This window comes from Pseudomonas sp. YQ_6 (assembly GCF_043103245.1).
Lineage (GTDB): Bacteria > Pseudomonadota > Gammaproteobacteria > Pseudomonadales > Pseudomonadaceae > Aquipseudomonas > Aquipseudomonas alloputida.
This window is the reverse complement of the sequence record NZ_JBICJR010000045.1, coordinates 109,005-127,978: the sequence shown is the minus strand read 5'-3', so window position 1 is coordinate 127,978 and position 18,974 is coordinate 109,005. Positions and strand designations below refer to the sequence as shown.

The 18,974-nt window shown below is 62.1% G+C and carries 16 protein-coding genes; 6 read left to right on the top strand and 10 right to left on the bottom strand.

Going from position 1 to position 18,974, the window contains the following annotated elements:
• Positions 1–191: 191 nt before the first annotated feature.
• The 3 genes from ACF8FG_RS14745 to ttgA are packed head-to-tail and all read right to left on the bottom strand — an operon-like array spanning position 192 to position 5,953.
• Positions 192–1,646: an AdeC/AdeK/OprM family multidrug efflux complex outer membrane factor gene (locus ACF8FG_RS14745; RefSeq protein ID WP_010952492.1), complete on the bottom strand. Its 1,455-nt coding sequence runs from the start codon at positions 1,644–1,646 to the stop codon at positions 192–194.
• Positions 1,643–4,795, bottom strand: coding sequence for a multidrug efflux RND transporter permease subunit TtgB (gene ttgB, locus ACF8FG_RS14740; RefSeq protein WP_014592250.1), 3,153 nt, complete (start codon positions 4,793–4,795; stop codon positions 1,643–1,645). The genes ACF8FG_RS14745 and ttgB overlap by 4 nt, the downstream gene beginning before the upstream one ends.
• A gap of 3 nt (positions 4,796–4,798) precedes the next feature.
• The gene (ttgA, locus tag ACF8FG_RS14735) at positions 4,799–5,953 is read right to left on the bottom strand and encodes a toluene efflux RND transporter periplasmic adaptor subunit TtgA (protein ID WP_014592249.1); all 1,155 of its coding nucleotides are present in this window, start codon (positions 5,951–5,953) and stop codon (positions 4,799–4,801) included.
• A 256-nt stretch (positions 5,954–6,209) separates the two neighbouring features.
• On the opposite strand from ttgA, the gene ttgR reads away from it, so the two are divergent.
• Positions 6,210–6,842: an efflux transport transcriptional regulator TtgR gene (gene ttgR, locus ACF8FG_RS14730; RefSeq protein WP_010952495.1), complete on the top strand. Its 633-nt coding sequence runs from the start codon at positions 6,210–6,212 to the stop codon at positions 6,840–6,842.
• Between the two features lie 119 nt (positions 6,843–6,961).
• Here the strand turns inward: ttgR and ACF8FG_RS14725 are convergent, their stop codons facing one another.
• Positions 6,962–8,413 carry an MDR family MFS transporter gene (locus tag ACF8FG_RS14725; RefSeq protein WP_318082008.1) on the bottom strand — a complete coding sequence of 484 codons (1,452 nt, stop codon included), beginning with the start codon at positions 8,411–8,413 and terminating at the stop codon, positions 6,962–6,964.
• Positions 8,414–8,795: 382 nt separating this feature from the next.
• Here ACF8FG_RS14725 and ACF8FG_RS14720 point away from each other — a divergent pair, with 382 nt between their 5' ends.
• Positions 8,796–9,665, top strand: a complete 870-nt coding sequence (locus ACF8FG_RS14720; RefSeq protein WP_003251963.1) for an oxaloacetate decarboxylase — start codon at positions 8,796–8,798, stop codon at positions 9,663–9,665.
• A 232-nt stretch (positions 9,666–9,897) separates the two neighbouring features.
• On the opposite strand, the gene ACF8FG_RS14715 is transcribed toward ACF8FG_RS14720, so the two are convergent.
• Positions 9,898–10,806: a LysR family transcriptional regulator gene (locus ACF8FG_RS14715; RefSeq protein WP_070384325.1), complete on the bottom strand. Its 909-nt coding sequence runs from the start codon at positions 10,804–10,806 to the stop codon at positions 9,898–9,900.
• A 183-nt stretch (positions 10,807–10,989) separates the two neighbouring features.
• Between ACF8FG_RS14715 and ACF8FG_RS14710 the strand changes: the two genes are divergently transcribed.
• Positions 10,990–11,604, top strand: coding sequence for an NAD(P)-dependent oxidoreductase (locus tag ACF8FG_RS14710; RefSeq protein WP_076402229.1), 615 nt, complete (start codon positions 10,990–10,992; stop codon positions 11,602–11,604).
• A gap of 19 nt (positions 11,605–11,623) precedes the next feature.
• Here ACF8FG_RS14710 and ACF8FG_RS14705 read toward each other — a convergent pair whose 3' ends face one another.
• Positions 11,624–12,499 carry a LysR substrate-binding domain-containing protein gene (locus tag ACF8FG_RS14705; protein ID WP_014592244.1) on the bottom strand — a complete coding sequence of 292 codons (876 nt, stop codon included), beginning with the start codon at positions 12,497–12,499 and terminating at the stop codon, positions 11,624–11,626.
• Positions 12,500–12,613: 114 nt separating this feature from the next.
• On the opposite strand from ACF8FG_RS14705, the gene ACF8FG_RS14700 reads away from it, so the two are divergent.
• On the top strand, positions 12,614–14,251 hold the full coding sequence (locus tag ACF8FG_RS14700) for a 5-guanidino-2-oxopentanoate decarboxylase (RefSeq protein ID WP_070384323.1): 1,638 nt from the start codon (positions 12,614–12,616) through the stop codon (positions 14,249–14,251).
• A gap of 123 nt (positions 14,252–14,374) precedes the next feature.
• On the opposite strand, the gene ACF8FG_RS14695 is transcribed toward ACF8FG_RS14700, so the two are convergent.
• Entirely contained in the window at positions 14,375–15,295 is a 921-nt protein-coding gene (locus ACF8FG_RS14695; protein ID WP_014592242.1) for an AraC family transcriptional regulator, read from the bottom strand.
• A gap of 202 nt (positions 15,296–15,497) precedes the next feature.
• On the opposite strand from ACF8FG_RS14695, the gene ACF8FG_RS14690 reads away from it, so the two are divergent.
• Positions 15,498–15,791 carry a putative quinol monooxygenase gene (locus tag ACF8FG_RS14690; protein WP_010952504.1) on the top strand — a complete coding sequence of 98 codons (294 nt, stop codon included), beginning with the start codon at positions 15,498–15,500 and terminating at the stop codon, positions 15,789–15,791.
• A 16-nt stretch (positions 15,792–15,807) separates the two neighbouring features.
• Complete coding sequence (locus tag ACF8FG_RS14685) at positions 15,808–16,074, top strand: hypothetical protein (RefSeq protein ID WP_014592241.1); 267 nt, start codon at positions 15,808–15,810, stop codon at positions 16,072–16,074.
• Here ACF8FG_RS14685 and ACF8FG_RS14680 read toward each other — a convergent pair whose 3' ends face one another.
• From ACF8FG_RS14680 to ACF8FG_RS14670, 3 genes are all read right to left on the bottom strand, one after another.
• Positions 16,075–16,680, bottom strand: coding sequence for a flavin reductase family protein (locus ACF8FG_RS14680; protein ID WP_010952506.1), 606 nt, complete (start codon positions 16,678–16,680; stop codon positions 16,075–16,077).
• A gap of 119 nt (positions 16,681–16,799) precedes the next feature.
• Positions 16,800–17,126: a hypothetical protein gene (locus tag ACF8FG_RS14675; protein ID WP_318078137.1), complete on the bottom strand. Its 327-nt coding sequence runs from the start codon at positions 17,124–17,126 to the stop codon at positions 16,800–16,802.
• Between the two features lie 301 nt (positions 17,127–17,427).
• On the bottom strand, positions 17,428–18,747 hold the full coding sequence (locus ACF8FG_RS14670) for an MFS transporter (protein WP_003251986.1): 1,320 nt from the start codon (positions 18,745–18,747) through the stop codon (positions 17,428–17,430).
• Positions 18,748–18,974 lie beyond the last annotated feature (227 nt).

The following is an 18,974-nucleotide window of genomic DNA, read 5'->3' as shown; positions in this document are numbered from 1 at the left end:
TGTGTCTACCACACGATCCGTGTAGGAGCGGGTTCACCCGCGAATACGGTGGTGGCTGCTACGGTGAATCGCCAGGAATACTGGCCAGCAGGCCCGGCCCTTGCGCGGGCTCGTCCGCAAAAAGGCCGGCATAGGCAGTAAAAAAAGCAAAGCCCACCGCTAAGGGTGGGCTTGTGCTGCAACAAGGCCGATCAGCCTTTCGGTGTTTCCACCGATGCCTGCTGGTTGGCCTGCCCGGTCTGCTCGTACCAGCCACCGCCAAGCGCCTTGTATAGGTTGACCTCGCTGGTCAGCTGCGACAGGCGGTCGCCGATCAGCGCTTGCTGGGCACTGAACAGGTTGCGTTGGGCATCGAGGAAGGTCAGGTTGCTGTCAATCCCGATGCGGTAACGGCGTTCGGCCAAGCGGTAGTAGTCCTGGTTCGCCTGCACCAGGTCGCGCTGGGCCTGCAACTGCTCTTCGAAGGTCTTGCGTGCCGCCAGGCCATCGGAGACTTCCTGGAAGGCCGTCTGGATGGTTTTTTCGTACTTGGCGACGTTGATGTCCTTCTGGATTTTCGAGTAGTCCAGGCTGGCTTTCAGGCTACCGGCGTTGAAGATCGGCAGGTTGATCTGCGGCTGGAACAGCCAGGTGCCCTGGCCGCCCGAGAACAGGTGGCCCATGTCGGGGCTCAGGCTGCCGGCGTTCGCGGTCAGGCTGATGCTCGGGAAGAACGCTGCGCGGGCTGCGCCAATGTTGGCGTTGGCGGCCTTGAGCAGGTGCTCGGCTTCCTGAATGTCCGGGCGACGCTGAAGGATATCCGATGGCAGGCCGGCCGGTACTTCGGCCAGTTGGTCGGCATCAAGCTCCAGCGGCTTGGCCAGGTCGGCAGGAATGCCGGTGCCCAGCAGCACGGTCAGGCTGTTGACGTCCTGGGCGACCAGGCGCTGGTACTGCGAGTACTTGACCCTGGCGCCTTCCACTGCGGTACGCGCCTGGCTGACGTCCAGGGCCGAGGCCACGCCGACCTCGTTGCTGCGACGGGTGAGGTTGTAGCTTTCCTCGTAGGTCTTCAGCGTTTCTTCGGTCAGCTTGAACAGGGCCTGGTCGGCCTGCCAGGTGTAGTAGGCGTTGGCCACGCTGGCGACCAGGGCAATTTGCGTGGAACGACGCGCCTGCTCGCTGGAGAGGTAGGTTTCCAGGGCCTGCTCGGTCAGGCTGCGCACGCGGCCGAACAGGTCCAGCTCGTAGGCGCTGACGCCCAAGGTGGCCGAGTACTGGCTGGTGATGCCAGATTCGCCCGTTTGCGACATGTTCGCCGGGACACGCTGGCGGCTGCCGCTACCGGTGGCCGAAACCGCCGGGAACAGGTCGGCGCGCTGAATGCGGTATTGCGCACGGTAGGCGTCGAGGTTCAACGCTGCGACGCGCAGATCGCGGTTATTGACCAGCGAGGTCTGGATCAGCTGTTGCAGCGCCGGGTCGTGGAAGAACTGGCGCCAGCCCTGTTCAGCAGCGGCAACATCCGCCGATTGCGTCGGCGAGTAAGCAGGGCCTTGCGGCCACTGCGCAGCCACCGGCGCCTCCGGGGTCTGGTAGTCAGGGATCAGCGAGCAGCCGCCAAGAATGAAAGCGGTTACCGCCAGGGACAACAAAGACTTGGTCATTGCCCAGCCTCATAACGTGGATTTTCAGGGGTGACGTCTTTTTCCGGCTCTTTGCTGCCGAACAGCGACGACACTGCGACGAAGAACAGTGGTACCCAGAAGATAGCCAGCACGGTCGCACTGATCATGCCGCCAATCACGCCAGTACCGATGGCGTGCTGGCTGCCGGCGCCTGCGCCGCTGGCGATGGTCAACGGTACCACGCCCAGGATGAACGCCAGCGAGGTCATGATGATCGGGCGCAGACGCATGCGGCACGCCTCGATCGCTGCGTCGTACAGGCTGCGGCCTTGTTCGTGCAGCTCCTTGGCGAATTCCACGATCAGAATGGCGTTTTTCGCCGCAAGACCGATGGTGGTCAACAGGCCAACCAGGAAGTACACGTCGTTGGACAGGCCGCGCAGGCTGGTGGCGATCAGCGCACCGATGATACCCAACGGTACTACCAGCACCACAGCGATCGGGATCGACCAGCTTTCGTACAGGGCCGCCAGGCACAGGAACACGAACAGCACCGAGAGGGCGAACAGCGCCGGCATCTGCGAGCCGGAGAGTTTTTCCTCGTAGGACATGCCGGTCCAGGAGAAGCCGATACCGCTCGGCAGCTCGCCTGCAATGCGCTCGACCTCGGCCATGGCTTCACCGGTACTGTAGCCAGGCGCCGGTGCACCGAGGATTTCCATCGCTTCGACACCGTTGTAACGCGACAGCTTCGGCGAACCGTAGGTCCATTCGCCTTTGGCGAAGGAGGAGAACGGCACCATCTCGCCTGCGCCGTTGCGCACGTACCATTTTTGCAGGTCTTCCGGGCTCATCCGCGCGCTGGGTTCGCCCTGGATGTACACCTTCTTGACCCGGCCACGGTCGATGAAGTCGTTGACGTAGCTGGCACCCAAGGCAATCGACAGGGTGTTGTTGATGTCGGCAATGGTCACGCCCAAGGCGCTGGCACGTTCGTCATCAATGGTCAGCTGGTACTGCGGTTCATCGTTCAGGCCGTTCGGGCGCACGGCGCTGAGGATCTTGCTCTGCGCAGCTTTGGCCAGGAACTGGTTGCGCGCCTCCATCAACTTCGCGTGGCCGACACCGCCGCGGTCCTGAAGGAACACGTCGAAGCCGGTGGCGTTACCCAGTTCAAGCACCGCTGGCGGGGCGAAGGCGAACACCATCGCATCACGGAAGGTGAAGAAGTGCTGCTGGGCGCGCTGGGCCAGGGCAAACACGCTGTTCTCCTTCGAGCGTTCATCCCAGGGTTTGAGCATGATGAAGGCCATGCCCGAGCTCTGGCCGCGGCCTGCGAAGTTGAAGCCGTTGACGGTGAACACCGACGATACGGTATCGGCTTCGTCCTTGAGCAGGTATTCACGCATCTGGTCGACCACGACCTGCGTGCGCTCGGCACTGGAGCCGGCTGGGGTCTGCACCTGAGCGAACAGTACGCCCTGGTCTTCTTCTGGCAGGAACGCGGTAGGGATGCGAGCGAACAGCCAGATCATGCCGACCACGATCAGCGCATAGCCCAGCAGGAATGGCACCTTGTTGCGCAGGATGGTGCCTACGCTACGCTCGTAGCCGTTGACGCTGCGGTCGAAGTTGCGGTTGAACCAGCCAAAGAAGCCGCCTTTGGCAGTGTGGTGCTCGCCCTTCTTCAGCGGTTTGAGCATGGTTGCGCAGAGCGCCGGGGTGAAGATCAGCGCAACCAGCACCGACAGGCCCATGGCCGAGACGATGGTGATGGAGAACTGCCGGTAGATCACACCCGTGGAGCCGCCAAAGAACGCCATGGGCAGCAGTACGGCCGAGAGCACCAGGGCGATACCCACCAGGGCGCCCTGGATCTGTTCCATCGAGCGCTTGGTCGCTTCCTTGGGCGGCAAGCCTTCTTCGGACATGACCCGCTCGACGTTCTCCACCACGACGATGGCGTCGTCCACCAGCAAGCCGATGGCCAGGACCATGGCGAACATGGTCAGGGTGTTGATGCTGAAGCCCGCGGCGGCAAGGATACCGAAGGTACCCAGCAATACGACCGGTACGGTCATGGTGGTGATGATGGTGGCGCGGAAGTTCTGCAGGAACAGGTACATCACCAGGAACACCAGCACCACGGCTTCGATCAGGGTGTGGATCACGCCGCTGATCGATTCGGTGACCACTGGGGTGGTGTCATACGGGAATACCGCCTTGACCCCCGGCGGGAAGAACGGTTCCAGGCCTTTGATGGTCTCGCGCAGTGCCTTGGCAGTGTCCAGCGCGTTGGCGCCGGTTGCCAGTTTTACCGCCAGGCCGGAAGCCGGCTTGCCGTTGAACTGGGCGCTGACGGCGTAGTTTTCACCCCCCAGGCCTACTTGGGCGACATCGCCCAGACGCACCTGTGAACCGTCTTTGTTGACCTTGAGCAGGATACTCTCGAACTGCTCGGCGGTTTGCAGGCGGGTCTTGCCGATGATGGTGGCGTTCAGCTGGGTGCCCGGCAGGGCTGGCAGGCCGCCGAGCTGGCCGGAAGACACCTGCACGTTCTGTGCGGCCACAGCGGTCTTGACGTCGACCGGGGTCAGCTGGAACTTGTTCAGCTTGGCCGGATCGAGCCAGATACGCATGGCGTACTGCGCACCGAACACCTGGAAGTCACCCACACCTGCGGTACGCGAGATCGGGTCCTGCATGTTCGAGACGATGTAGTTGGCCAGGTCGTCCTTGGTCATGCTGCCGTCTTCGGAGACCAGGCCGATCACCAGCAGGAAGTTCTTCACTGCTTTGGTAACGCGGATACCTTGCTGCTGCACTTCCTGCGGCAGCAGTGGGGTGGCCAGGTTCAGCTTGTTCTGTACCTGTACCTGCGCGGTGTCGGGGTTGGTGCCCTGTTCGAAGGTGGCGGTAATGGTCATGCTGCCGTCGGAGTTACTTTCCGACGACACATAACGCAGGTTGTCGATACCGTTGAGCTGCTGCTCGATCACCTGAACCACGGTGTCCTGCACGGTTTGCGCCGAGGCGCCCGGGTAGGTCACGGCGATGGCGATGGCCGGCGGCGCGATACTGGGGTACTGGTTGATCGGCAGCTTCAGGATAGACAAAGCCCCGACCAGCATGATCACCAAGGCGATCACCCAGGCGAAGATCGGGCGATCGATAAAGAACTTCGACATGGTTTACTCCGCTTTGGCGTCTGCTTTCGCCGCGTTGGCCTGATCAGGGCCGGCCGGCTTCTTGACGTTGGTGGCATCGCTGACCTTCACCTCGACGCCTGGGCGCACGTATTGCAGCCCTTCGGTGATCAGGCGGTCACCCGGATTGAGGCCTTCCTCGATCAGCCAGTCGCTACCCAAGGTGCGGCTGGCCTTGAGCTGGCGCAGTTCGACCTTGTTCTCCTGGTTGACCACCAGGGCGGTGGGAGCGCCCTTGAGGTCGCGGGTCACGCCTTGTTGCGGTGCCAGGATGGCGTTGGCGTTGACCCCGGCCTTGAGCCGCGCATGCACGAACATGCCTGGCAGCAGGGTGTGATCGGGGTTGGGGAACAGGGCGCGCAGGGTCACCGAGCCGGTGGTCTCATCGACCGCGACTTCGGAGAATTCCAGGCGGCCTTCCTGCTTGAACAGGCTGCCGTCTTCCAGCACCAGCTGAACCGAGGCGGCGTTGTTGCCGGCCTTCTGCAACTGGCCGCTTTCCAGGTCACGGCGCAGCTTGAGCAGCTCGGCGGTGGACTGGGTAACGTCGACATAAATAGGGTCGAGTTGCTGGATGGTGGCCATGGCGTCGGTCTGACCATTGCTCACCAGTGCACCTTCGGTGAACGAAGAGCGACCGATACGGCCGCTGATCGGCGCCAGAACCTTGGTGTAGCGCAGGTCGATCTGTGCGCTCTTGAGCGAAGCCTCGGCCTGCAATCGTTTGGCATTGGCGTCGTCGTATTCCTGTTTGGAGACGGCCTGTTCGTCAATCAGCTGCTTGTAGCGTTCGGCCAGTGAGCGTGTAGCCAGCAGGTTGGCCTTGGCATTGGCCAGGGTGGCTTCGTACACGGCAGGGTCGATCTGATACAACTGCTGGCCTTCCTTGACCTCACTGCCTTCCTTGAACAGGCGCTTGAGGATGATGCCGTTGACCTGCGGGCGCACTTCGGCGACGCGGTAGGCACTGGTTCGCCCCGGCAATTCCGAGGTGAGGGTGAAGGCTTGCGGCTGGATGGTCACGACGCCGACCTGAGGAGCCTGCGCCGCGGGCGCTGCTTCTTCTTTCTTACAGCCACTGAGCAGGGTTGCCAGGGCGACGGCGGAAACCAGAGCGGTAACGGCTGGCTTGAATTGCATGAGGATCCTCGGGTCGCTGGAGCAGGGAGACGCTCAAGAGTAATGGAAGAGATCTTGATCTGGAAAAAATGCTATCCGGTGGATAAATAGCTTGCTAAGGAATATACTTACATTCATGGTTGTTTGTAAATACTGCTGAGTTGTACTCAGGTACCCCTCAGCGCTTGATTAGCTCATCCGAGAGGCCCCGGCACAGGAGCCCTCGGAGCGTTCCCCGCCCGCGCTGCGCGTTCGGGCCAGATGAGGTTGTACTGCCATGGTCCGTCGAACCAAAGAAGAAGCCCAGGAAACCCGTGCCCAGATCATCGAGGCGGCGGAAAGGGCCTTCTACAAGCGCGGGGTTGCGCGAACCACCCTGGCCGACATCGCCGAACTGGCGGGTGTGACGCGGGGGGCGATCTACTGGCACTTCAACAACAAGGCCGAGCTGGTGCAGGCGTTGCTCGACAGTCTGCACGAGACCCATGACCATTTGGCGCGCGCGAGCGAAAGCGAGGATGAACTCGACCCGCTTGGCTGCATGCGCAAGCTGCTGTTGCAAGTGTTCAACGAGCTGGTGCTCGATGCCCGAACCCGTCGTATCAATGAAATCCTGCATCACAAGTGCGAGTTCACCGATGACATGTGTGAAATTCGCCAGCAGCGCCAGAGTGCGGTGCTGGATTGCCACAAGGGCATCACCCTGGCGCTGGCCAATGCCGTACGCCGGGGCCAGTTGCCTGGCGAGCTGGATGTGGAGCGCGCGGCGGTGGCCATGTTTGCCTATGTCGATGGCCTGATCGGGCGCTGGCTATTGCTGCCTGACAGTGTCGATCTGTTGGGCGATGTCGAAAAATGGGTCGACACCGGGCTGGATATGCTGCGCTTGAGCCCTGCTCTGCGCAAATGACACTTTGTTAAGGATTGTGAGGGAGTGTTTCTCCTTTGTGTTAAGGGGGCATTAAGGGGGCGTGGCCGCCCTGCGGCTGTTCGCAGCACAAGGCGGCTCTTGCAGCGATTGCGTAGTCTTCAGCGGCCGCGCAATTGCCGGTCGGGCAAAGCCAATGCCGCAAACAGTCCCAGCACCGCGACGACCGCACTCCCCATCAGCAGCTGCCGGAACGTTTCCAGCAACCGCCCCTGAGTCACCAGGTCCACCTCTGCGGCCTTCAAGCTCCCCAGCAACGGGTTACCCGACAGTTCGAAACCACCCTGATGCAGCAGTGCCAGCAACAAGCTGGACATGCATGCCACGCCCATGGCTCCGCCCAGCGAACGGAACAGGTTGGTGGTGCTGGTGGCCACGCCGATGTCCTTGCTGGCCACCGCGCTTTGTGTGCCCACCAGGGAGGTCGGGAATTGCAGCCCGCAGGCTATGCCGGTCAGCAGCATGAACAGCGCACTGAGCAACGCTGATTGCGGCGGAGTCAGTGCCATCGCGAAAATGGCCACTGGCATCAGCAGTGCACCGGCCAGGATCTGTGGTTTGTAGCGCCCGGTCCGGCTGGTCATGCGGCCTCCTGTGAAGGCGCCCATGGGCAGCCCCATGGCCAGCGGCAGCAGATGCAGGGCGGCGCTGTCGGCGCCGGCGCCGGTAATGCCCTGGTAACGCAAGGGCATGAGCATGGTCAGCGAAATGGACTGGAAGCTGGCGAAGAAGATCACCGCCCAGCACAGCACTGCCACACGGTTGCCGAACAGGCTGAGCGGCAGCAGCGGCTCCGGGCAGCGGCGTTCGTGGGTGATGAATAGCGCCAGGCTCAGCAGGGCGCAGCCGAACAGCGCCAGCACGGCCGGGTCGGCCCAGGCGTGGCCCTGGCCTACCAAGGTGATGCCTAGCAGCAGGCTGCCAAGGCCGAGAATCAACAGCATGGCGCCAAGGTAGTCCACCTGTGCCTCGCGACGCTGCACTGGCATGTCGCCGAGCGCACGGCGAATGGCCCACAAGGCGACCAGCCCCAGCGGCAGGTTGATCCAGAACACCCAGCGCCACGACAGGTACTCGGTCAACCAGCCGCCCAGCACTGGCCCGGCCACGCTGGCCGCGGCGTACATGCTGCTGAAGTAGCCCTGGTAGCGGCCGCGTTCGCGTGGGGGCACGAAGTCACCAATGATTGCCTGGCTCACCGAGACCATGCCGCCTGCGCCAATACCCTGCAGTACCCGGGCCAGCACCAGTTGCGGCATGTCCTGGGCCATGGCGCAGGCAATGGAGGCCAGGGTGAACAGGCTGATGCCGGTGAGGATCATCCGGCGCCGGCCGTAAAGGTCGCCCAGTTTGCCGTAGATCGGCACGGCCACGGTCATGGCCACCATATAACCGGAGATGACCCAAGCCAGCAGGCCGACATCGCTGAACTGCGCCGAGATGGCGGGCAGCGAGACGGCAACGATGGTCTGGTCCAGTGCGCCGAGGAAGATGGCCAGCATCAGGGCGGTGAGCACGTTGCGCAGGGCGGTGGGGGGCAGGGCGGCGGTCACGGAAATACCTTGTTTTGTCAATGGCGGCCCCTTCGCGGGCAAGCCTGCTCTCGCAGAAGCCCTCGGATTGTAACCTGAGTTAGGTAGCTTCCTATGTACTATCTGCATCCCCTATGCAAGATCGGCATTGGCGCATTCATCCAGTGCTGCATGGCTGCGTGATATCGTTGGTATGCCACAGAGGCTGAAATCCGGGGCTTGCACCAGGTTGGTGCAACATATTGCCGCAGGTTTTTCAGTCCGCTGTCTCCCACACCTTTTATTCCTCTGCCTGCATGTCGAGCATGACCGCCCAGATGGCGACGGTTGGAACAGGTCAGGTAGACCCGATTACAGGGGTCGGTAGTTACCGTTCAAATTTCAACTTTTTTGCGGAGTGATCATGCCCAAGGCTTCCCACCAAGATCTGCGTTTTGCCTTCCGCGAGCTGCTCGCTTCAGGTTCGTGTTTCCACACTGCCTCGGTGTTCGACCCGATGTCGGCACGCATTGCCGCAGACCTGGGCTTCGAAGTCGGTATCCTCGGCGGTTCGGTCGCTTCGTTGCAGGTACTGGCTGCTCCGGACTTCGCTCTGATCACCCTCAGCGAGTTCGTCGAGCAGGCCACCCGCATTGGTCGGGTCGCGCAACTGCCGGTACTGGCCGACGCCGACCACGGCTATGGCAACGCATTGAACGTGATGCGCACGGTGATCGAACTGGAGCGCGCCGGTGTGGCCGCACTGACCATCGAGGACACCCTGCTGCCTGCCCAGTTCGGGCGCAAGTCCACCGACCTGATCCCGGTCGAGGAGGGCGTTGGCAAGATCCGCGCGGCGCTGGAGGCACGAGTCGATTCGTCCCTGTCGATCATTGCCCGTACCAACGCGGGCGTACTCAGTACCGAAGAAATCATCGTGCGTACCCAGAGCTACCAGAAGGCGGGCGCTGATGGCATCTGCATGGTCGGGGTCAAAGACTTCGAGCAGCTCGAACAGATTGCCGAGCACCTGACTGTGCCGCTGATGCTGGTTACCTATGGCAACCCGAACCTGCGCGATGACGAGCGCCTGGCGCGTCTGGGCGTGCGCATCGTGGTCGATGGCCATGCGGCTTACTTTGCCGCGATCAAGGCCACTTACGACTGCCTGCGGCTGCAGCGTGGTCGGCAGAACAAGTCGGAAAACCTCAGTGCCACCGAACTCTCGCACACCTACACCCAGCCTGAGGACTACATTCGCTGGGCCAAGGAATACATGAGCGTCGAAGAGTGATCAGCAGGGCGCTGTCCATTCAACGGACGGCGCTCAAGGTTGCACTGTGAGGCACGCAATGTGCCTGCTCGCAGCTATTGGCGACGCTGGGCTGGCTGCGTAGCAGTTCGGCGCGCCAGCAGGCTGAGCCATACAGCGCTGCGACTGCGGTAAGGGCCATGACAAGGGCGACTCTTCTGGAATTGATGCCCATGGTGCTCACCTCCTGTGACAGCGATAGGGGTGTACGCCACTAGTATAGATCCCGATCCCACTCCGGCTCGTCCTTGAAACGCTGTACCAAGAAATCCAGCATGCTGCGCAAGGTCGCCGGCATGTGTTTGCGCGACGTATACACCGCATTCAGGTTCAGTTCACGTGGTTTGGCCTCGGGCAGCAGACGCACCAGTTCACCCCGGCGTATGGCGTCTGCGGCCTGGAAGGTTGGCAGCATGGCGATACCTGCGCCAGCCAGCGCGGCCCTCTGCAGGGTCATCACCTCATTGGCACTGATGTTTCCCGATACGGGCACGGCGACCTGCTGGCCGGCTACCGCGAAATGCCACAAGCTGTGTCCGAAATAGGCATGGGTCAGGCAGTTGTGCTGGCTCAGTTCCTCAACCCGTTGCGGCGTGCCTCGCTCATTCAGGTAGGCCGGTGCCGCGCACACGACCGAGCGGCACACGCTCAGGCGCCGGGCGATGAGGCTGGGGTCCACGTCATTGCTGGTGCGAATGGCCAGGTCGATGCGCTCGTCCACCAGGTTGACGGTGCGGTCGAGCATCTGCAGTTCTACCTTCACGTCGGGAAAGCGCCGCACATAGGCGGCCACTGCATCCACCAGCTGTGCCTGGCCGAATGAGGTACTGACGCTGATACGCAGTGCCCCCCTTGGCGAGTCTTCCGGCTGCTGCACGGCAGCCTGCATGTCGCCGGCCAGTTCCAGCAGTTGCCGGCAGCGAGGCAGGGTTTCCTGGCCGGCTGCCGTGAGGCTGAGCTTGCGCGTGGTCCGCTGCATCAGCCGCGTGCCAACCCAGTCTTCCAACTCTGCCAGGTAGCGCGACACGACCGGCCGCGATAACTGCAGATAGTCCGCCGCCGCCGACTGGCTGCCCAGATCGATGACTGTGACGAATACACGCATGGCGTTGAGGCGATCCATGATTTGCCCGATTTCAGAAACAAACTATGTCTGAGCATCGCATTTTTTGTGACGAATCGGGTAACTAAGCTATGCGCATTGTTTGCCGGAAGGCGTTATCCGAAGCCGGCAGACGAGAGCCTTGGCGCTGGCGGCGAGGGTCGCCAAGGGCAGTCATTTCGTTCAACTGATGGAGAGTATTTCATGAGCAAGATCGCAATCATCGGTGCCACTGGCCGCGCTGGCAGCCAGTTACTGGAAGAGGCCCTGCGCCGTGGTCACCGTGTACTGGCCATTGCCCGCGACCCTTCCACGCTTGAAGGGCGAGAGGGTGTGACCGTCAAGTCGCTGGATGTCACGGACAGCGCGGCCCTGCAAGCAGCGGTCGCAGGTATGGACGCTGTGTTGAGTGCCGCGCATTTCTCGACAATGCAGCCGCACGCCATCATCGAGCCGGTGAAGCGCGCCGGGGTCAAGCGCCTGCTGGTGGTGGGTGGCGCCGGTAGCTTGTTGCTGCCGTCAGGGCATCGGGTGATCGACAGCCCGGATTTCCCGGAGGCGTATAAAGCCGAGGCCAGTGCCGGCGTGCGTTTTCTGGAGGCGCTGCGGCGCGAGCCGAACCTGGACTGGACCTTCCTCTCGCCTTCGGCTGAGTTCGTTGAGGGTGAGCGCAGAGGTCACTATACGCTGGGCAAGGATCATCTGTTGATCGGTGCGGACGGCAAGAGCTGGATCACGTTTGCCGACTATGCGATTGCCATGCTGGATGAGCTGGAGCAGCCGCAGCACTCGCGGCAACGGTTCACAGTCGGCTATTGAGTCGACTGCGAAAGGACCGTCACAGGCTGGCCTGGCCCTCCAGCCAGTCCAGCAATTCCAGCAACCCCGGCGGCAAGCTCCTGGCCTGGCTCACCAGGTAATACCCCTTGCCTGTCAGCACCTTCAGCGCAAACGGCATGCACAACCGCCCGCCGCGCAGGTCATCGCCAATCAGCGACCAGTCACCGATTGCCACCCCTGTCCCCTGCGAAGCCATGGCCATCGCCATGTCCAGTGTCTCGAAATGCTGTTTGGGTCCATGCGTGGCCAGCGTCACTCCAGCCGCCTGCAACCACAACCGCCAGTCGTGTTCATCCCGCGAGGGATGCAGCAACATATGTCGGGCCAGGTCTTCCACCTGCTGCAACGGCACTGGCCCCTCACGCAGTGACGGTGCGCACACCGGGGTCAGCTGCTCATCGAACAGCTTGCGCACCTGCAGCCCGTGGTTCGGCGCATCGCCGTAGACCACTGCGGCATCGAAGCCCTCGCGACGCAAATCCACCCCGTGCTGCACTGTAGTGGTCAGCTCCACCGGTACGTCCGGGCGCAGTGCCTGCCACTCCATCAGGCGCGGCAGCAGCCAACGCATCACGCAGGTGGGGGCCTTGAGCTGCAGAGTGGTGCTGTGCTCACCCACCTCGCGCACCCCTTGTTCGATCAGGGCGAACACCTGCTGCACCCGTGGCAGCCAGTCCAGGCCTTCACGGGTCAGGCTCAACCCACGCGCCTCGCGCTTGAACAGGGCATAACCGAGGTGTTCTTCGAGGGCTGCAATCTGGCGGCTGACAGCGCCCTGGGTGATGTGCAACTGCTGCCCGGCGCGGGTGAAGTTGCAGTGCTGGGCGGTGACCAGAAACGTGTGCAGGGCAGGCAGGGGCGGGAGGCGTTTCATTGCAGTGAGCCATGATCACAGGACATGGCTAGTATGTGTTTTTTTACATTGTGGCGATAGCCGTGGCTTGGGTCCAATAAGGGCATACCCCAACAAGATTCATGGTGACCCCTGATGGCAACCTGTGGCGAAGTACTGGTCAAACTCCTTGAAGGCTATGGCGTCGATCATGTTTTCGGCATCCCCGGTGTACATACCGTAGAGCTCTATCGTGGCCTGGCGGGCTCTTCCATTCGTCACATCACCCCGCGTCATGAGCAAGGTGCCGGGTTCATGGCTGACGGCTATGCGCGCACCCGCGGCAAACCCGGGGTGTGCTTCATTATCACCGGCCCGGGCATGACCAATATCACCACTGCCATGGGCCAGGCCTATGCCGACTCGATCCCGATGCTGGTGATTTCCAGCGTGCAGTCCCGTGACCAGCTGGGCGGTGGCCGTGGCAAGTTGCACGAGCTGCCCAACCAAGCCGCGCTGGTATCGGGTGTGGCGGCGTTTTCCCACACCTTGATGAGTGCAGCCGACTTGCCGCAGGTACTGGCCAGGGCATTTGCCGTGTTCGACAGTGCCCGGCCACGCCCGGTGCATATCGAAATCCCGCTCGATGTGCTGGTTGAACCGGCCGACTTCCTGCTGCCGGGCCGCCCTGTACGTGGCAGTCGGGCTGGTGCTGCACCGCAGGCCGTAGCGCAGATGGCTGAGCGCCTGGCCAGTGCGCGTCGGCCGCTGATTCTGGCCGGTGGCGGGGCATTGGCTGCAGGGGCCGCGCTGGCACGGCTGGCTGAACACCTGCAGGCCCCGGTGGCGCTGACCATCAATGCCAAAGGCTTGCTGCCTGCCAGCCACCCATTGCAGATCGGCTCGACCCAGTCGTTACCGGCCACACGGGCGCTGGTGGCCGAGGCGGACGTGGTGCTGGCGATCGGCACCGAACTGGCCGAAACCGATTATGACGTGACCTTCAAGGGAGGCTTCGAGATCCCGGGCAGGCTGCTGCGCATTGACATCGACCCGGACCAGACCGTGCGCAATTATCTGCCGGAGCTGGCGCTGGTAGCCGATGCCAAGCTGGCAGCCGAAGCGCTGCTCGGTGCCTTGCAAACTCAGCCGCAGCCAGTGCACGAAAGCACTTGGGGCATGGCTCGCGTGGCCAACCTGCGCAAGGTCCTGGCGGCAGACTGGGACCAGCCAACCCTGAGCCAGACACGTTTGCTGAGCGCCATACTGGAGCGCCTGCCTAATGCGATTCTGGTGGGCGACTCGACCCAACCTGTGTATACCGGCAACCTGACACTCGACATGGAGCAGCCACGCCGCTGGTTCAACGCCTCGACCGGTTACGGCACCTTGGGTTACGCGTTGCCAGCAGCCATGGGCGCCTGGTTGGGCAGTGGCGAGCAGACCGTCGAACGCGCTCCGGCGGTGTGCCTGATTGGTGATGGTGGTTTGCAGTTCACCCTGCCGGAACTGGCCAGTGCAGTGGAGGCGCAGGTACCGCTGATCGTACTGCTGTGGAATAACCAGGGGTACGAGGAAATCAAGAAATACATGGTCAATCGGGCGATCGAGCCGGTCGGAGTGGATATCCATACCCCGGATTTCATCGGCGTGGCGCGGGCGTTGGGCGCGGCAGCAGAGAACGTGGCCGATATCGCCCAATTGCAGGCGGCGCTCGGGCAAGCGGTTGAGCGCAAGGGGCCGACCTTGATTCAGGTGGACCAGAATCAGTGGCAGGCCGCGGTATTGGGTTGAAGTATTGCGATTGCCTGTATCGGCCTCTCGCGCCTGCAGGCAGCGCGCAATTTTCGCATCTGTGCAAAAACCTGTAGGAGCGGGTTTACCCGCGAAAGCGCCGGTGCAGGCGAATGTTGAGCTTCAGACCGCAGTAGCCCGCAACCGAGCCACATCACGAATCGGCGGCGCGCCGTAAAGCCGGCTGTATTCACGGCTGAACTGCGACGGGCTTTCATAACCCACCCGATAAGCCGCCACCGCCGCCTCCAGCCCATCGTTCAACATCAGCCGCCGCGCCTCCTGCAGGCGCAGTTGCTTCTGGTACTGAAGCGGGCTCATCGAGGTCACGGCCTTGAAGCGGTGGTGCAAGGTCGAGGTGCTGAGGTTGACCTCACGGGCCAGGTCCTCGATACGCAGCGGCTGTTGGAAGTTGTTGTTGAGCCAGGAGATGGCCTGGCAAACCCGGTGGGTCTGGCTGTTGGCCAAGGCAATTTCATACAGCCGGTAACCCTGCGGACCACGCAGCAGGCGGTAGAGAATCTCTCGGCGGAACAGCGGCGCCAGCATTGCGATGTCGCGAGGGGTGTCCAGCAGCCGCAGCAACCGCAGCAGGGCATCGAGTAACGCGGCATCAGTCCTTTCCACATACAAACCACGGCCGGAAGGTCGATTGGGTACCAGCATCGGCCCGCTCTCGGCGATCAGCTGGCTGATCTCGGCCGGGTCCAGGTCCATGCGCAGGCCCAGGCTTGGGTTCTCGGGGCTGGCATCCAGCCTCACGGCACTGAGTGGCAAGGTCACCGAAACGACCATGTAATGCAGTGGGTCGTAGGCGTACTGCTCGTCACCCAGGAACAGGCTTTTGCTGCCTTGGGCAAGGATGCACAGGGCAGGCTGCGCCAGGGTGGGTACAGAACGCACATTTTCGGTGTAACGCACCAGGTACAGGTCATCGATGGCCGATGCTGGGCCAAAGGGCTCGCCCGCATGGCGGTTGATCAGCTCGGCCAGCTCCAGGCGCTGCAGTTCCAGGGTCGGTTCGGTGGACGTGGCGGTGGTCATGATGGCTTTCCTCTGCTGACCGACGCAGCATAGGTTTGGGCAAAGACGGGCGCTAGTCGAAAGCTGCATGTCGATTGCCTGATCCTGCCGCGCTGCAGGATCAGGCAATCGACATGCAGTAATGGCCTAACGCGCCGCGCGGGTGAGCGCCTAACCTTGGCAGCCTGGCTTTTCCGTCCGCCTGCTTCAAGGAGATTGTGCAATGACCCTTAAACAACCGGTCACCCACCTTGCTTTCATCCGTGCCAGCAGCGGGCGCTCGGCAGAGCTGGGCGCGCGCCTGCGTGACCTGCTCGAGCCCTCGCTGCGTACACCGGGTTGCCTGAGTTTCACCGTGCAGCGTTCTCAGGCTGATGCTGACCTGTGGTTGCTCAGCGGAAGCTGGCAGGACCAGCAGGCGATGAGTGGTTACTTTGCTTCGCCGACACTGGAGGTGTTCGGTGAGCTGGTGCAGGCTCAGGTGGTCAGCAGCCTGGACTTGCATACCTTCGACTGAGCCTGGATGAGGTAAAGTGACGCCCTTGTTCAACAACCCGGACAGCAACATGGCACGTAGGGAATTCACTCATTTCGAAGCGGTATCGGCGATGGTGCCGGTGGAAGGTGGCGGCTACAACGCGGCCATCGCAGTCAAAGCCTTGGGCATGGGCGGTGCGCCGCGCTTTCACAAGGTTCTCGACGGGCAGGTGTTCAAGGGCGCTGTGGCCGCCGACGAAGCGGCCACCGCCGAGCTGCAACGCCTGCAGGGCGTCAGCGAAGAGGGTGAGCTGGTCTGGTGATCAGGCCGGCGGCCGGGCCATCTTGAACAGGTTGCCCAGCTCGAAATAATCCGCTGGGCCACCTCCACGCAGGATCGGCTCGGCGGCAGCGGTATCGTAGATGCCGTTGTTCAACAGGTGCTCGGCAATGTGCACCGCCACCACTTCCCCAAGGATCAGCCAGCTGGGCACCTGTTCCTGATCGGCGCGCTTGAGCTGGACGATCTGGCTGACCTTGCACTCGAAGGCTACCGGCGTTTCACCCACGCGTGGCACCTTGACGATGCTCGACGGTGCGGCAGTGAGGCCGCTCAATTCGAATTCGTTCACTTCGGCAGCAACCGGTGCACAGCTCAGGTTCATTTGCTCGGCCAGTGGGCGGGTGGCCAGGTTCCAGACGAACTCACCGGTCTGCTCGATGTTGTTCAGGCTGTCTTTGCGCCCGACGCTGCAGAAACCGATGATCGGCGGGATGTAGTTGAACGCATTGAAGAAGCTGTAAGGCGCCAGGTTCAGGCGGCCTTCGCGGTCCTGAGAGGAGATCCAGCCGATCGGGCGGGGACCGACGATGGCATTGAACGGGTCGTGCGGCAGGCCGTGGCCTTTGGCGGGTTCGTAGTAATACATCTGTGCTGGGCTTGTTGGCCCTACCTCCTGGTGGACAAGGTGCCTAGTGTGCCAAGCCTGAGCTTGCCTGCAAATGATCAAGCCCGGCCGAAGCCGGGCTGGGTGCTCGCAATCAGGTATCAGCTGATGCGGTGCGCGTTGGTGCGGTCGAAGCCGTCTTCAGCGAAGCGTTGGCCGCCGGTGCGGTCGAAGCCGTCTTCGGCGAAGCGTTGGCCGCCGGTGCGGTCGAAGCCGTCTTCAGCGAAGCGTTGGCCACCGGTGCGGTCGAAGCCGTCTTCGGCGAAGCGCTGGCCACCGGTGCGGTTGAAGCCATCTTCAGCGTAGCTGGCTGACTGGGTTTGAACCGCGGCAAAGGTGTGAGCGTCGGTCCGGTCGAAGCCATCTTCGGCGAAGGCGCCAGCTGCGAAAACCGAGAGGGCCAGGGTAAGGATCAGTTTGTTTTTCATGGTCGTTGCTCCAGGGGTTTGTGAGTTGCTTGTTTCTATGGGTTTAATCCTACGCCGAATAATTTGATTAAAAAGCGCAAAAAACAGTGGCTAATAATCTATTTGTTCGATGTATTTGGGCGCCTATGTCGTCCTTCAGGTCGCAAGGCTGGCTTGGGAGCGTTCGTACGGGCGCTAGCGTTCTGCCAGCCATTGCAGCTTGATAAGGTGGAATTAATAGGGCGTTAAGAAGGAAAGTTCTGAATGAAAAAGGGGCGCTCCATGCAATGGAGCGCCCCTTTTTAGTACTGCCAGGCCAGCGTTACTCAGTGGTAATCCGCGAGTGCTGCTTGGTGTCTTTCATGGTCGCGTAAACCAGCAGCGAGCAGGCGATACAGGCGGTGACGTACCAGTAGAAGCCGCTCTCCATCCCAGCGCTCTTGAACCAAAGGGCCACGTATTCGGCGGTGCCACCGAAGATCGACACCGTCAGGGCATACGGCAGGCCCACGCCCAGGGCGCGAATCTCGGTAGGGAACAGCTCGGCTTTGACCACGGCGTTGATCGAGGTATAGCCGCTTACGATGATCAGTGCGGCCATGATCAGGAAGAATGCACCCCACCAGGTCTGGATGGTGTGCAGGGTGCTGAGGATGGGGACGGTGAACAGGGTGCCGAGCACGCCGAAGGCGATCAGGATCGGACGGCGGCCGATCTTGTCGGACAGACCACCGATCACCGGCTGCAGGCACATGAACAGGAACAGCGTGGCGGCCGAGATGGTGGTCGAGTCACTGATGCTCATGCCCACGGTGTTGACCAGGTATTTCTGCATGTAGGTGGTGTAGGTGTAGAAGGCCAGGGTGCCGCCCATGGTCAGGCCGACGACGGTCATCAACTCCTTGGGGTGACGCAGCAGGGTGCGCATCAGGCTTTCCTTGGCCTTTTCCTTCTTGGTGAACGAGGCGGTTTCTTCCATGCCGCGACGCAGGTACAGGGCCACCACGGCGCACAGCGCACCGATCACGAACGGCACGCGCCAGCCCCAGGCGTACAACTGCTCGGTGGTCAGGGTCTGTTGCAGGACGATCAGTACCGCCAGGGCGATGAGCTGGCCAGAGATCAGGGTCACGTACTGGAAGCTGGAGAAGAAACCACGGCGCTCCTTGCTGGCCATCTCGCTGAGGTAGGTGGCCGAGGTGCCGTATTCACCACCCACCGACAGGCCCTGCAGCAGGCGCGCGATGACCAGCAGGACAGGTGCGGCGACGCCGATGGTTTCATAACCTGGGGTCAGGGCGATGACCAGCGAGCCTGCGCACATGAGCAATACCGACGCCATCAGCGCGGCCTTGCGGCCCTTGCGGTCGGCGTACAGGCCCATCAGCCAGCCACCGATCGGGCGCATCAGGAAGCCCACGGCGAAGATCGCAGCGGTATTGAGCAGTTGTGCGGTGGAGTCGCCGGCGGGGAAGAAGGCCTTGGCGAAGTACAGCGAGAATGCGGCGTAGACGTACCAGTCGTACCATTCGACCATGTTGCCGATGGACCCGCTGAAAATCGACTTCAGGCGGCTGGCGGTGGTTTTTTCTGCGGCAGGCGCGGTGGCCGCCCCGGCGGGCAGGGAGGTGGCGTTATCCATGAGGGATACCTTCTCGTTGTTTTTGTGGAGCGCGCCGTGGCGCAGCTTGCCAAGGCAATTGCAGAAGGTGTGCCAAATGGGTGCGGGCTGATTCATTTGAGGGCATCAAATAGCCCGAGCCGGCACAGTAGTGGGTGTTGCGCCGCCCTTTGCAGGAGCGGGCTTGACCGCGAAGGGCTGCAAAGCAGTCCAAAACCTCGATGTTATGAGCGGTTTTTTGCCTACCA